The sequence below is a fragment of the Streptomyces sp. NPDC059452 genome, from assembly GCF_042750035.1.
Taxonomy (GTDB): domain Bacteria; phylum Actinomycetota; class Actinomycetes; order Streptomycetales; family Streptomycetaceae; genus Streptomyces.
In genome coordinates, this window is sequence record NZ_JBHYVE010000003.1 from 202,507 (window position 1) to 215,321 (window position 12,815).

A 12,815-nucleotide genomic window follows, 5' to 3' on the forward strand; every position below is an offset into this window, starting at 1 on the left:
GCGGTGCGCTGTTCGCGCATACGCTACCGGGCACGCGGTTCGTGATCAGCCCGCACCCGTCAGCCGATATCCGACCGGTATCCGATGTCCGGTATGGACGGGCGGCCGCCGTGACGGGGCTCACTGCTTGCTGTCTACGACCGCCTTCATCACGGCACGCGCGATCGGGGCGGCCAGCCCGCCACCGGAGATGTCGTCCCGGTTGGCGTTGCCGTCCTCGACCACGACGGCGACGGCGACCGGGGAGCCGTTGTCGGTCTTCGCGTACGAGATGAACCAGGCGTACGGCTTCTCGCTGTTGTTCAGACCGTGCTGGGCGGTACCGGTCTTGCCGCCCACTGTGACGCCGGGGATCTGCGCCCTGGTTCCTGTACCGTCCTTGACGACGGTCTCCATCATCTGCTGGAGCTTCTGGGCGTTCTCCCCGGAGAGCGACCGGCCGAGCTCTTCGGGCTTGTGGGTGTAGATGTCGTCCAGGTCGGGGGCCTGGCGCTTGGCGACCATGTACGGCTGCATCAGCTTGCCGTCGTTGGCGATGGCGGCGGTCACCATGGCCATCTGGAGGGGCGTGGTCCGGTTCGACGCCTGGCCGATGCCGGCCATCGCGTTCTGCGGGCGGTTGTCCTCGGGGTAGATGCTCGCGTCGGCGCGGACGGGGGTGAAGACTTCCTTGTTGAAGCCGAACTTGTCCGTCTGCTCGATCATCTTCTTGTTGCCGAGGTCGTCGCTGACCTTCCCGAAGACGGTGTTGCACGAGACGCGCAGGGCTTCGCGGAGCGAGGCGTTCTCACAGGGGAGGTTGCCCTGGTTCTGCAGCGGGAGGGTGGTCTGCGGCAGCGTCCAGGGCAGCGGAGATTCGGTCTTGGCGTCGATGTCGTCGTAGAGCCCGTTCTCCAGGGCGGCGGCGGCGGTGACGACCTTGAAGGTGGAGCCGGGCGGGTAGGTCTCGCGCAATGCCCGGTTGAGCATCGGCTTGTCCTTGTCGTCCAGCAGCTTCTGCCGGGCCTTGGAGTCCTTGTCGGAGTTGCCCGCGAACACCGAGGGATCGTACGAGGGGGTGCTCGCCAGCGTCAGGATGGCACCGGTCTGCGGGTCGAGGGCGACGACGGCGCCCTTCTTCTCCCCGAGCCCCTCGAACGCGGCCTTCTGGGCGGCGCCGTTGAGCGTGGTGACGATGTTGCCGCCCTGCTTCTTCTCCCCGGTGAACATCGACAGGGTGCGGTTGAAGAAGAGCTGGTCGTCGTTGCCGGTGAGGATGCCGTCCTCGATGTTCTCCAGCTGCGAGGAGTCGAAGGCCTGCGAGGAGTAGCCGGTCACGGGGGCCCAGAGGGGGCCGTCCTTCCAGACCCGCTTGTACTTGAAGTCGCTGCCGTTGGTCTCGACGGACCCGGTGACCGCCTTGCCGTCCACGATGATGTTGCCGCGCTCGTGGGCGTACCGCTCGATGCGGATGCGGCGGTTCTCGTCGCGGGTGTTGAGATCGTCGGCGCGGACGTACTGCAGATAGTTGGTCCGCACCATCAGCGCCAGCATGAGGATGCCGCAGAAGACGGCGATCCGGCGCAGAGGCTTGTTCACGGTCGGACCACCTGGGTCATCTCGGCGTCGGTGGACGGTGAGGGCTCGGGCGCGGGCCGACGGGCGGTATCGCTGATGCGGATCAGGATGGCGATCAGCGCCCAGTTGGCGAGCACGGACGAACCACCGTACGCGAGGAACGGCATGGTCATACCGCTGAGCGGGATGAGGCCCATCACGCCGCCGGCGACCACGAAGATCTGGATCGCGAACGCGCCGGAGAGGCCGATGGCCAGGAGCTTGCCGAAGGGGTCGCGTGCGGCCAGTGACGTACGGACGCCGCGCTCGATGATCAGGCCGTAGATCAGCAGGACAGCCATCATCCCGGCCAGCCCCAGCTCTTCGCCGACCGTGGAGAGGATGAAGTCGGCGTTGGCGGCGAACATGATCAGGTCGGAGTGGCCCTGCCCGAGGCCGGTGCCGAGCGTGCCGCCCGAGGCGAAGGCCATGAGGGACTGGCCGAGCTGCTCGCTCTGAGCCCAGGTCGCCGCGGAGAACGGGTCGAGCCAGGCGTTGACACGCTGCTGTACGTGCGACTCGAAGGAGGCCACACCGACCGCACCGACCGCCGACATCAGCAGACCGAAGACGATCCAGCTGGTCCGCTCGGTGGCGACGTAGAGCATCACGACGAAGAGGCCGAAGAAGAGCAGCGAGGTACCGAGGTCGGTCTCGAAGACCAGGATCAGGATCGACAGGGCCCAGATCGTGATGATCGGTCCGAGGTCACGTCCGCGCGGCAGGTACATCCCCATGAAGCGGCGGCTGGCCAGCGCCAGCGCGTCGCGCTTCACCATGAGATAGCCGGAGAAGAAGATCGCGATGAGGATCTTGGCGAACTCGCCCGGCTGGACGGAGAAGGGGCCCAGGCTGATCCAGATCTTCGCGCCGTTCACGGCGGGGAAGAACATCGGCAGAATCAGCAGGACCAGCGCGACCACCATGGAGATGTAGGTGTAACGCTGGAGGATGCGGTGGTCCTTGAGGACCATCAGCACCGCGACGAAGAAGGCGACACCGATCGCCGAGTACAGCAGCTGCTTGGGGGCGTCGGGGCTGTACGACCCGTACAGGAACTCCGCACGCTGGATCAGCCGGGGCGACTGGTCCAGCCGCCAGATGAGCACCAGGCCCAGCCCGTTGAGCAGGGTGGCGAGCGGCAGCAGCAGCGGGTCCGCGTACGGAGCGAACTTGCGCACCACGAGGTGGGCCACGCCGCCGAGCAGGATGAGCCCGGCTCCGTAGCCGAACATGCCCGACGGCAGTGAACCGTCCAGCGCGAGCCCGACGTTGGCGTAGGCGAAGACCGAGATGGCGATGGCGAAAACCAGCATCATCAGCTCGGTGTTGCGGCGGCTCGGTGCGTCGATCGCGCCGATGGTGGTCGTGTTGGTGACAACGCTCATGATGCTGAAGGCCCCCTACGGCTTTACTGCTTACCGCACTGCGGGACCAGCTTCTTCTCTTCCTCCGAGAGGCTGGGGCCGGGAGTGGGAGTCGCTTTGGTCGGCTTGGTCCCCGTGGCGGCGGACGTGGCGGAAGTCCTGGTGGCGGGGGCCCCGGCGGTGCCGCCGGCCTCGCCCTCGCCCGTACGGGCCCTGGTCTCGGCCTCGGCCGCGCGGCGCTGCGCGTCCTTCTTGCAGGCCGAGGCCTGGGCCGCGAGTTCGTCGACCTTCTTGCGGGCGTCGGCGATGCTGCCCTCGGCGATCGTCGCCTCGACCTGCTTGCGCTGGTAGGGCGGCAGGTACTTGAGCTCGATCTCGGGGTGGTCCTTCTCGACCTCGGAGAGCGAAATCCAGGCGAGGTCCTGGCTGATGCCGCGGAACAGCGCCACGTTCTCGTTCTGCGCGCCGACGTAGTACTGGGTCTGCGTCCAGCGGTAGCCGCCGTAGAGACCGCCGCCGATCACGGCCAGCGCCAGCACGGCGAAGACGGACCGCTTGAGCCATCTACGGCCGCCGCGCGGCTTGGCGGGGCCGTCGTCGGTGTAGGAGTCGTACGAGCCGTCCGGCATCCCGCCGTAACCGGAGTCGCCGCTGCCGGGCGGACCGAAGCCGCCCGAGGGGGGCGGGACGGGGCGGCCGAGACCGGCCGCGCGTCCGGCGGGGGTCTGCATGGCCCCGCCGTCGCTCAGCTGGGCCGCCTGGTTCTCCGCGACCGCGCCGACGACGACCGGGGTGTCGCTGAGCCGGCCGGCCAGGGTGTCGTTGTTGTCGACGTCCAGGACGTCGGCCACGATGCAGGTGATGTTGTCGGGGCCGCCGCCGCGCAGCGCGAGCTGGATCAGCTCCTGGATGGTCTCCTGCGGGCCCTGGTAGCTGGCCAGGGTCTCTTCCATCGTCTGGTGCGAGACCACGCCGGAGAGGCCGTCGGAGCAGATCAGATAGCGGTCGCCGGCGCGGACCTCGCGGATGGAGAGGTCCGGCTCGACATGGTCGCCGCTGCCCAGCGCCCGCATCAGCAGGGAGCGCTGCGGGTGGGTGGTGGCCTCTTCCTCGGTGATGCGGCCCTCGTCGACCAGGCGCTGCACCCAGGTGTGGTCCTGGGTGATCTGCGTCAGGACGCCGTCGCGCAGCAGGTACGCGCGGGAGTCGCCGACGTGCACCAGGCCGAGCCGGCGGCCGGTCCAGAGCAGGGCGGTGAGCGTGGTGCCCATGCCCTCCAGCTGGGGGTCCTCCTCGACCATGACGCGCAGCTGGTCGTTGGCCTGCTGCACCGCCGTACCGAGCGAGGTCAGGATGTCCGAGCCGGGCACGTCGTCGTCGAGCTGGACGAGCGTGGAGATCACCTCGGAGCTGGCGACCTCACCGGCCGCCTGGCCGCCCATGCCGTCGGCGATGGCGAGGAGGCGCGGACCGGCATAGCCGGAGTCCTCGTTTCCCTCCCTGATCATGCCCTTGTGCGATCCGGCGGCGAATCGCAGCGACAGACTCATGCGCACCTGCCCGGTCGACGCCGCCTCGGGGTACAGCCTGTCTCGAGCCACACTGCCCACCCTCCGGTCGGGAACCGGGCAGCGTCCGTCGTCCGGGCCGCCGCGGCTCGCTCGCTCCGCTCGCTCATTGTCGTACTACTTCCGCAGCTCGATGACGGTCTTGCCGATACGGATCGGCGCGCCCAGCGGAACGGGCGTCGGGGTGGTGAGCCGGGTCCGTTCCAGATACGTGCCGTTCGTGGAGCCGAGATCCTCGACGATCCACTGCCCGTCCCGGTCCGGGTAGATCCTGGCATGCCTGCTGGACGCGTAGTCGTCGTCCAGCACGATGGTCGAGTCGTGGGCCCGGCCCAGGGTGATGGTCTGGCCCTGGAGCGCGACCGTGGTGCCCGTGAGGGTGCCTTCGGACACGACCAGCTTCGTGGGTGCCCCGCGGCGCTGGCGCCCGGGCTGCTGGCGCTGCTGGGGCGGCGCCGCTTGTTGCTGTTGGCGGCCCTGTTGCGGGCGCGCGTCGGCGGCAGTGCGGCGTGAGCCGCGCTGCGTGACGCGCGTTCCGAACAGGTCGCTGCGGATGACCTGGACGGCCACGATGACGAACAGCCACAGAACGGCCAGGAAACCCAGCCGCATGACCGTCAGGGTCAGCTCTGACATTGCCCCCGCTTCACCCTTCGGCTTGCCGGTAAACGATGGTGGTGCTGCCCACGACGATCCGCGAGCCGTCGCGGAGCGTAGCGCGGGTGGTGTGCTGCCCGTCCACCACGATGCCGTTGGTGGACCCGAGATCCTGGATCGTCGAGGGCGTTCCGGTCCGGATCTCACAGTGCCGGCGCGATACGCCGGGGTCGTCGATCCGCACGTCGGCGTCGGTGGATCGTCCCATCACCAACGTCGGGCGGGAAATCTGATGGCGGGTGCCGTTGATCTCGATCCAGCGCCGCACCTGGGCATCCGGCAGGGCGCCGGGCCCGGCGGGCGCGCGCCGGTCGCTCGTGGGGGCCGCGGGCCGTCCACCGCCGGGCGGCGGGGCGGGGGGCATCGGCGGAGCGGCGGTCGGGGGGTAGCCGTAGCCGCCCGGGGGCGCGGGACGCCCGGGGGCGGGCCGCGGGGACTGGCCGGGCTGCCCCGGCTGGTCCTGCTGTGACGAACTCGACGCCAGGGTGCGGCTGCGCACCCGGTACAGACCGGTGTCGAGGTCGTCGGCCTTCTCCAGATGGACCTTGATCGGCCCCATGAAGGTGTAGCGCTGCTGCTTGGCGTAGTCGCGCACCAGGCCGGACAGCTCGTCGCCCAGCTGACCCGAGTACGGGCTGAGCCGCTCGTAGTCGGGGGTGCTGAGCTCGACGATGAAGTCGTTGGGAACGACGGTCCGCTCGCGGTTCCAGATCGTCGCGTTGTTGTCGCACTCCCGCTGGAGGGCGCCCGCGATCTCGACCGGCTGCACCTCGGACTTGAAGACCTTGGCGAAGGTGCCGTTGACCAGCCCTTCGAGACGCTGCTCGAAACGCTTCATGACCCCCATGGGGCACCTCCTCCGGTGTCATCGTCCCTGTACTGCTTACTGATCGTATCCACGCGTCGGGAAATCGGCTGGTTCCCCTTCTCTGGCCTGTGGATGAGTGTCACCTCTCACACGGATCGTAGAGGTGGCCTCCTCACAGTGTCCCGCACACGCGGTGCTCTCTGAAGGAGTGGGGGAGACGGCTCCGCGTTCCCGTTTCCCGTTCAGGGTTCGGCAAAACAACGGATGTGAATCCACCCTGTCCACCGTGCTAATCTTCCGGATGTCGCCAGGCGCTCGCACCACACGGTGAGGGAGCCGGGAAACACCACTCTTGCGCGAGTGGCGGAACGGCAGACGCGCTGGCTTCAGGTGCCAGTGTCCTTAGGGACGTGGGGGTTCAAATCCCCCCTCGCGCACAACGGACAGTTGATCGTGACTGTCGGGTTGGTTCGACAGAACCCCCGCTTCGGAGAGATCCGGAGCGGGGGTTCTTCGTTTGCTGTGCCTTCCGGCTGTTCCGCACCGTGCCCGTCCCGTTCCGTGCCCGTCCCGTTCTGCGGCTGTCCCTGTGTCGCCGGAGGACGTGCGGGGTAAACAGGCAGCGCGGGCGGAGTGGCCCGGCTGAGGCCGAAGCGGGCGGCGGGGGACCTCTCCGGGGCGGTTGCCGGAGCGGTTTCCGGACAGACCGATGGTCGGTGGGCCGGCATCCATGCATACGCTGGCCGCAGAGGCTGGATCGACGGCTGCTCGGCAGTGAAGGGCTGAGCGCACAGAACGTCCCGGAGGCAGGAAATGGCGAAGCAGGCTCGCGCGGTGCAGACGTGGCGGTCGATCGTGGATGCCGCGGCGAGCGTCTTCGACGACTACGGCTACGAGCGTGCCGCCATCTCGGAGATCCTCCGCCGCGCCAAGGTGACCAAGGGGGCGCTGTACTTCCACTTCGCGTCCAAGGAGGCCATCGCCCAGGCGATCATGGATGAGCAGACGTCCACGGTCGAGTTCGCGCAGGAGGGATCGCCGCTCCAGTCGCTGGTGGACGGCGGCCAGCAGTTTGCCTATGCCCTGCGCCACAACGCGATGGCGCGCGCCGGGACCCGCCTCTCCATCGAGGGCGTCTTCCTCGGCGGGCCGCACCCGTGGGGCGACTGGATCGACGCCACGGCCCGGATGCTGGAGCTGGGCAAGGAGCGGGGCGAGGTGCTCCCCCAGATCGACCCGATGGTGTCCGCCAAGGTCATCGTCGCCTCGTTCACCGGTATCCAGCTGATATCCGAGGCCGACACCGGGCGTGCCGACCTGCGGGAGCAGGTGGCCGAGATGTGGCGCCACCTCCTTCCGTCGATCGCCCACCCCGGTGTCATCGCCCACATCAAGCCGGAGGGCCGGGTGGATCTCGCGGCCCAGGCGCGCGAGAAGGCGGAGCAGGCGGAGCGGGAGGCCCGGGAGATCGCCGCGGCGGCGGAGGCGGCCCGTGGCTCGTCCGCGGCCGGGCCCCGGAACGGCGGGGGCGGCCCGCGCGGCGGTGGAGCCGGACGCGGTACGCGGAGCCGGCCCGACGGCGAGGGTGCCGATGAACCTGCCGGGGTCGAGGCCGGGGCTGGGACTGGGGAGCGGGTGGCGGCCGGAGGGCGGGCCTGATCGGGGGCTGTGTGTGCGTTTCACGTGGTTTGGTTTCACGTGAAACGTCCGGTTGCTGACATCGCCGAGCTGGTCACTGACATCACAGGGCCGTGGAACTCGATCGAGTTCCACGGCCCTGTTCCGTGTTGTTCCGTGTTGTTCCGCGTTGCCTTCTTCTGTGTGCTGCCAGGGTCTGTGTGCTGTCAGGCGGCGAGGCGGGAGGCGAGGGCCAGCTCCGGGCGAGGGGCAGCTCCGGAACGATGAAGTCCACCTCGGCGGAGAACATGCTCGTGAGCAGCTTCTCCAGGTAATTCTGGACAAACTCGAAGCTCTCCCGGGGGTGCCCGGGGCGTACGAGCCGCCGCGGCCGGCGACGACGGTCACCGGGGTCCCGGGCACGGGGGAGTCGGGTACCGCGTTGTGCCCGACGACGATCACCTGGTCCAGCCAGGCCTGGACGAACGCGGCGGTGACGTCGCGGGACGCGGAGACCGGTGCACTTCGCGGAGTTGCGCCGCGCGATCCCCGGGATCAGCGAGCGGATGCTCTCGGACCGGATGACCGAGCTGGGGGCGGCCGGTCTGGTGATCCACGAGGTCGACGAGGGGCCGCCGTTGCGTGTCGCGTACCGCCTCACCGAGGCCGGAGCGGCGATGGAGCCGGCGCTCAAGGAGCTCGGCCGGTGGGCGGACACGTACCTCGCGGTGCCGGAACAGGGGACCGGCTGCTGAGCGCCTCCGGCGGTCGCCGGGGGCCGCTGCCGGAGTTGTCCACAGGGGCGGGCGGCCGCGGGCGAACGGCGGTACGGTCGTGCTCGGTTGCAGACAGACAGCACCGCTGACCGGGACGGACGACCGGATCGGCCGGAGAGCTGACGAGGGTGGGGGAGGGACGCTCCATGGGCGTTGTCGAAGGCATGGGTACGGACACGGGTGCGGGTGCGGACACGGGGGTCGGCGGGAGCACGGGCCTCGGCGAGGCGCCGGGGCTGCGGGACGCGGAGGCGGATGCCCGTATCCCGGTCGTCCCCGGGTTCGCCCGGCGGGGCGGGGCGGGTTCGCCGAAGGCGGCGGGCAAGGCGCTGCGCGAGCGGGTGCCGCGTGCCTCGCACGGTTCGCTGGTCCTGCCGCCGGGCCGCCCGGACGCGGTGCGGTCCGTCGAGGAGTCCAACCGGGGCCGCGTGCCGGGTCTGGCGCCGATCCGGGTGGGGCGGATGGCCGCCTCGCCCTTCGCCTTCCTGCGCGGTTCGGCCGGGCTGATGGCCCACGACCTGACGGGCACCCCGGTCACCGGGGTGGGCGCTCAGCTCTGCGGCGACGCCCACGCGGCCAACTTCGGCCTCTACGGCGATGCCCGGGGCAGCCTGGTGATCGACCTCAACGACTTCGACGAGACCGTCTTCGGCCCCTGGGAGTGGGACCTCAAGCGGCTCGCCACCTCGCTCGTGCTGGCGGGCCGGGTCGCCGGGGCCGACGAGGACACCTGCCGCAAGGGCGCATACGACACCGTAGGCGCCTACCGGCGCACCATGCGGCTGCTGGCGCGGCTGCCCGCACTCGATGCCTGGAACGCCATCGCGGACGAGGAGCTCGTCTCGCACACGGACGCGCGCGATCTGGTCGGCACCCTGGAGAAGGTCTCGGAGAAGGCCCGCAGGAACACCAGCGCCCGGTTCGCCGCCCGGTCCACGGAGGACTGCCTCGACGGCGGCCGGCGCTTCGTCGACGCCCTGCCCGTGCTGCGCCGGGTGCCGGACGCGGAGGCCGCGGCGGTGGCGGCCGGGCTCGGCGGCTATCTCGCGACGGTCGCCGAGGACCGGCTGCCGTTGCTGGCCCGGTACGCGATCCACGACGTGGCGTTCCGGGTGGTCGGCACCGGCAGCGTCGGGACCCGGTCGTACGTGGTGCTGCTGCTCGACCACCGCGGGGAGCCGCTGGTCCTCCAGGTGAAGGAGGCGCGGCCGTCGGCGCTGGCGCCCCATCTGCCGGCCGTCGGCTTCGACGCGCCCCCGGCCGGCCACGAGGGCCGCCGGGTGGTGCTCGGCCAGAAGCGGATGCAGGTCGTCAGCGACATCCTGCTCGGCTGGACGGACGTGGACGGACGGCCGTACCAGGTAAGGCAGTTCAGGAACCGCAAGGGCAGCGTGGACCCCGCCGCGCTCACCGTCGAACAGGTCGACGACTACGGCCGGATGACCGGTGCCCTGCTGGCCCGCGCCCACTCCCACAGCGCCGATCCCCGCCTGCTCGCGGGGTACTGCGGCAAGAGCGACGAGCTCGACCACGCCGTGGCCGACTTCGCGGTGGCCTACGCCGACCGCACGGAGGCCGACCACGCGGAGCTGGAGCGGGCGATCAAGGCGGGACGGGTGCCCGCCGAGCGCGGTATATGAGCGGGATGTGAGGGGCGAGGGGTTCGGGGCGGGCGGTTACTTCTCCCGATCGGGCCGGGGAGGACGGCTGCTTCCCCCGGTTCCCCCGGCCCGGGCCAGGGAGGGGCGGCTGCTCCCTCCGGGCCGGGCCGGGGCCGTGCGGTACGGGGCGGGTGGCCGTGGCCATACGCTGGACGGGTGACCCACGAAGCCGCCGGGGTGCCTCCCACCCGGAACGATGATGACCGGCCCGCCGAGCAGCAGGACGCCGCGCCACCGGCGCAGGGCGCCCCGGCCGGGGAGGCCGGGCCGGACGGTGACCCGCAGGACGCCCCGCCGCGTCCCGAGGCGCGGCTGGCCAGGGCCGTGCAGGTCGCCGAGCAGGCGCTGATCGAGTTCGAGATCGCGGTGGAGACCTTCCGGGTGGAGGTCGAGAACTTCTCCCGGCTGCACCACCAGAAGCTCGGCCCGATGTACGCGCGCCTCGACGAGCTGGACGCGCAGATCGCCGAGGCCCGGGCGGCCAGGACCGGTGACCCCGAGGACGTGCGCAAGGCCAAGGAGGCGCGGGACATCGTCATGCCGATGCCCGGCGTCGATGAGCTCTTCCACGACTGGATGGACTCCGACGGGCTCTCCCCCGAGGCCTCCGCCATGCTCACCGAGCAGCCGGTGCGGCCGCCGAAGCGGGTCAGGCCCAGCGAGGAGGCCCGCAAGCTCTACCGCGAGCTGGCCCGCAAGGCCCACCCGGACCTCGCCCAGGACGAGCCGGAGCGGGAGCGCCGGGACGAGTTCATCACCCGGGTGAACGCCGCCTACGGGCGCGGTGACGTCGAGCTGCTCAAGGAGCTGGCAGCGGAGTGGGCGGCGGGCCCGGTCCAGCCGCCGGTCGCGCTGAGCGAGAGCGAGGAGCTCTACGCCCGTCTGGAGTGGCTCAGCAGGCGCAAGGAGCTGCTCACGGTGCTCGCCAAGGAGCTGGAGGAGAGCGCGATCGGCTCGATGCTCCGGATGGCCCCGGACGACCCGGACCAGCTGCTGGAGGACATCGGGGACCAGTTGCTGGGCGAGGTGTCCCGGCGGGAGGCCGAGCTCGCGGGGATGGTGCAGTAGCGTTCCCGGTGACGTGGCCGCGTACGTACGAGAGAAGGCATGACCCATGAATTTCGCCCCGCTGCCCTCGGTGGACGTCGCGGAGGTGCCGTCGGACGGCCTGGTCCTGGACGTGCGCGAGAACGACGAGTGGGCGGCCGGTCATGTCGAGGGCGCGCTGCACATTCCGATGAGCGACTTCGTGGGCCGGTTCGGTGAGCTGACCGAGGCCGCCGAGGACGGCCGGCGCGTCCATGTGATGTGCCGGGTCGGCGGCCGGTCCGCCCAGGTCACCCAGTACCTGGTGCAGCAGGGGATCGACGCCGTGAACATCGACGGCGGAATGCTCGCCTGGGACGGGGCCGGGCGCCCGATGGTGACGGAGAACGGGGCCTCGGCCTTCGTCCTCTGACCTCCGCCCCGGCCTTTCGGTGGCGTCACGCCAGGGGGTGGGTGGCCAGCAGGTCGCCCAGCGCCTCCTCGTGGGCCGCCGCCGGGCCGAGGGAGAGTTCGATCTGCTTCGCCCAGGCATGGAAGCGGTGCAGCGGGTAGTCGGTGTCCGCGCCGAAGCCGCCGTGCAGGTGCTGGGCGGTCTGCACGATGCGGCGGACCCCGTCGGAGGCCCAGATCTTCGCCACGGCGATATCGCCCGTGGCGGGCAGTGGACCCCCGGCGTCGGTGGAGATCCGCCAGGCGGCCTGCCAGAGCGTCACCTCCATGGCCCGCAGGTCGATGTACCGGTCGGCGGCCTGCACCGCCACCGCCTGGAACGTGGCGACGGGGAACCCGAACTGTTCGCGCTTGCCGGTGTATTCGGCGGTCATCGCGAGCACCCGCTCCCCCAGCCCGAGGGCCAGTGCGCAGGTGCCCGTGGTGAGCAGGGCCCGGAGCCGGTCCCAGGCCCCGGCCGCGTCGATCAGCTCGCGGGCCTCGATGCGTACGCCGTCGAGCCGGACCTCCGCCAGGCGCTCGCCGCTGGTGGAGACCTGGTCCGCCAGGGTGACGCCCGCACGGGCGGGGTCCACGAGGGCCAGCACGGACCGGCCGTCCCCGGTGCGGGCGGGCACGGCGATCAGATCAGCCACCTGGGCCCAGGGCACGGCGGACTGAACCCCGTCGACCACCCAGCCCGAAGGCCCGGCGCCCTCCTTGAGCCCGCCTTCCGGCCGTACGGGGCCGGTCTCCGCGCCCTCCGGCCGTACGGGGCTGGTCCCTTCGGACTCCGGCCGTACGGGGCCGCTCTTCGTGCCCTCCGGCCGTACGGTGACGGCGAGTTCGGCCGGGTCGTGGCCGGTGCGCCCGTTGGCTCCGGCGGTCAGGATCAGCTCGCCCCGGACGGCCCGGGGCAGCAGCTCCGCCGCGAGGCCGCGCTCCCCGTACCGCTCGACTGTCATAGCGACCGCGCAGCTCTCCAGCAGCGGGACCCTGGCCAGGACCTTGGCCGACTCGCGCAGGACCAGGCAGAGCGCGACCGGGTCGAGCCCCGCGCCCCCGTACTCCTCGGAGAGCGTGAGGCCGAGCAGGTCCGAGGCCGCCAGCTCGCCCCAGAGCCCGCGGTCGATGTCCTCGGCCACGGCGCCCGGGGTCAGGGCGGGGCTGGGCACACGGTCGGGCGTGACGCCGGAGAAGACGGCCCGGGCCGCCTCGACGGCTGCCCGCTGTTCCTCGGTGAAGGTGAAGTCCACTGTCCCGGCCTCCCGTTGGCAGTCCCTGAACCC

Annotated in this window: 10 protein-coding genes, 1 tRNA gene and 2 pseudogenes; 6 read left to right on the forward strand and 7 right to left on the reverse strand. The window is 70.9% G+C overall.

Annotation, left to right across the window (positions count from 1 at the left end):
• Positions 1-120 precede the first annotated feature (120 nt).
• The 5 genes from ACFW9Z_RS06280 to ACFW9Z_RS06300 form a co-directional block, all read right to left on the reverse strand.
• On the reverse strand, positions 121-1,578 hold the full coding sequence (locus ACFW9Z_RS06280) for a peptidoglycan D,D-transpeptidase FtsI family protein (protein ID WP_384635145.1): 1,458 nt from the start codon (positions 1,576-1,578) through the stop codon (positions 121-123).
• Positions 1,575-2,984: an FtsW/RodA/SpoVE family cell cycle protein gene (locus ACFW9Z_RS06285; protein ID WP_384635148.1), complete on the reverse strand. Its 1,410-nt coding sequence runs from the start codon at positions 2,982-2,984 to the stop codon at positions 1,575-1,577. The genes ACFW9Z_RS06280 and ACFW9Z_RS06285 overlap by 4 nt, the downstream gene beginning before the upstream one ends.
• A gap of 23 nt (positions 2,985-3,007) precedes the next feature.
• Positions 3,008-4,513 (reverse strand): Stp1/IreP family PP2C-type Ser/Thr phosphatase, encoded by a 1,506-nt coding sequence (locus ACFW9Z_RS06290; protein WP_384635764.1) that lies wholly within the window; start codon positions 4,511-4,513, stop codon positions 3,008-3,010.
• Positions 4,514-4,648: 135 nt separating this feature from the next.
• A complete protein-coding gene (locus tag ACFW9Z_RS06295; RefSeq protein WP_003967913.1) occupies positions 4,649-5,167 on the reverse strand; it encodes an FHA domain-containing protein in 519 nt (172 codons plus the stop codon).
• 10 nt (positions 5,168-5,177) lie between these two features.
• On the reverse strand, positions 5,178-6,035 hold the full coding sequence (locus ACFW9Z_RS06300) for an FhaA domain-containing protein (RefSeq protein ID WP_384635151.1): 858 nt from the start codon (positions 6,033-6,035) through the stop codon (positions 5,178-5,180).
• Between the two features lie 315 nt (positions 6,036-6,350).
• Between ACFW9Z_RS06300 and ACFW9Z_RS06305 the strand changes: the two genes are divergently transcribed.
• Together ACFW9Z_RS06305 and ACFW9Z_RS06310 are read left to right on the forward strand one after the other, a co-directional pair.
• Positions 6,351-6,433 (forward strand) — tRNA-Leu (locus ACFW9Z_RS06305).
• Positions 6,434-6,809: 376 nt separating this feature from the next.
• Positions 6,810-7,655 carry a ScbR family autoregulator-binding transcription factor gene (locus ACFW9Z_RS06310; RefSeq protein WP_384635154.1) on the forward strand — a complete coding sequence of 282 codons (846 nt, stop codon included), beginning with the start codon at positions 6,810-6,812 and terminating at the stop codon, positions 7,653-7,655.
• 82 nt (positions 7,656-7,737) lie between these two features.
• On the opposite strand, the pseudogene ACFW9Z_RS06315 reads toward ACFW9Z_RS06310, so the two are convergent.
• Positions 7,738-8,096 (reverse strand): annotated as a pseudogene (locus ACFW9Z_RS06315) (hypothetical protein); the annotation flags it as partial.
• A 26-nt stretch (positions 8,097-8,122) separates the two neighbouring features.
• Between ACFW9Z_RS06315 and ACFW9Z_RS06320 the strand changes: the two are divergent.
• The 4 genes and pseudogenes from ACFW9Z_RS06320 to ACFW9Z_RS06335 form a co-directional block, all read left to right on the forward strand.
• Positions 8,123-8,368 (forward strand): annotated as a pseudogene (locus ACFW9Z_RS06320) (winged helix-turn-helix transcriptional regulator); the annotation flags it as partial.
• Positions 8,369-8,535: 167 nt separating this feature from the next.
• Positions 8,536-10,029: a DUF2252 domain-containing protein gene (locus tag ACFW9Z_RS06325; protein WP_384635157.1), complete on the forward strand. Its 1,494-nt coding sequence runs from the start codon at positions 8,536-8,538 to the stop codon at positions 10,027-10,029.
• A gap of 177 nt (positions 10,030-10,206) precedes the next feature.
• Positions 10,207-11,118 carry a J domain-containing protein gene (locus ACFW9Z_RS06330; protein WP_384635160.1) on the forward strand — a complete coding sequence of 304 codons (912 nt, stop codon included), beginning with the start codon at positions 10,207-10,209 and terminating at the stop codon, positions 11,116-11,118.
• Positions 11,119-11,164: 46 nt separating this feature from the next.
• On the forward strand, positions 11,165-11,509 hold the full coding sequence (locus ACFW9Z_RS06335) for a rhodanese-like domain-containing protein (protein WP_384635163.1): 345 nt from the start codon (positions 11,165-11,167) through the stop codon (positions 11,507-11,509).
• Between the two features lie 25 nt (positions 11,510-11,534).
• Here the strand turns inward: ACFW9Z_RS06335 and ACFW9Z_RS06340 are convergent, their stop codons facing one another.
• The gene (locus tag ACFW9Z_RS06340; RefSeq protein ID WP_384635166.1) at positions 11,535-12,782 is read right to left on the reverse strand and encodes an acyl-CoA dehydrogenase family protein; all 1,248 of its coding nucleotides are present in this window, start codon (positions 12,780-12,782) and stop codon (positions 11,535-11,537) included.
• Positions 12,783-12,815 lie beyond the last annotated feature (33 nt).

Bases quoted from the DNA above. Each gene is read 5' to 3' on its own strand.
- ACFW9Z_RS06285 (WP_384635148.1), bottom strand. From the start codon at position 2,984: ATGAGCGTTGTCACCAACACGACCACCATCGGCGCGATCGACGCACCG.
- ACFW9Z_RS06290 (WP_384635764.1), bottom strand. From the start codon at position 4,513: ATGAGTCTGTCGCTGCGATTCGCCGCCGGATCGCACAAGGGCATGATC.
- ACFW9Z_RS06295 (WP_003967913.1), bottom strand. From the start codon at position 5,167: ATGTCAGAGCTGACCCTGACGGTCATGCGGCTGGGTTTCCTGGCCGTT.
- ACFW9Z_RS06300 (WP_384635151.1), bottom strand. From the start codon at position 6,035: ATGGGGGTCATGAAGCGTTTCGAGCAGCGTCTCGAAGGGCTGGTCAAC.
- ACFW9Z_RS06310 (WP_384635154.1), top strand. From the start codon at position 6,810: ATGGCGAAGCAGGCTCGCGCGGTGCAGACGTGGCGGTCGATCGTGGAT.
- ACFW9Z_RS06325 (WP_384635157.1), top strand. From the start codon at position 8,536: ATGGGCGTTGTCGAAGGCATGGGTACGGACACGGGTGCGGGTGCGGAC.
- ACFW9Z_RS06335 (WP_384635163.1), top strand. From the start codon at position 11,165: ATGAATTTCGCCCCGCTGCCCTCGGTGGACGTCGCGGAGGTGCCGTCG.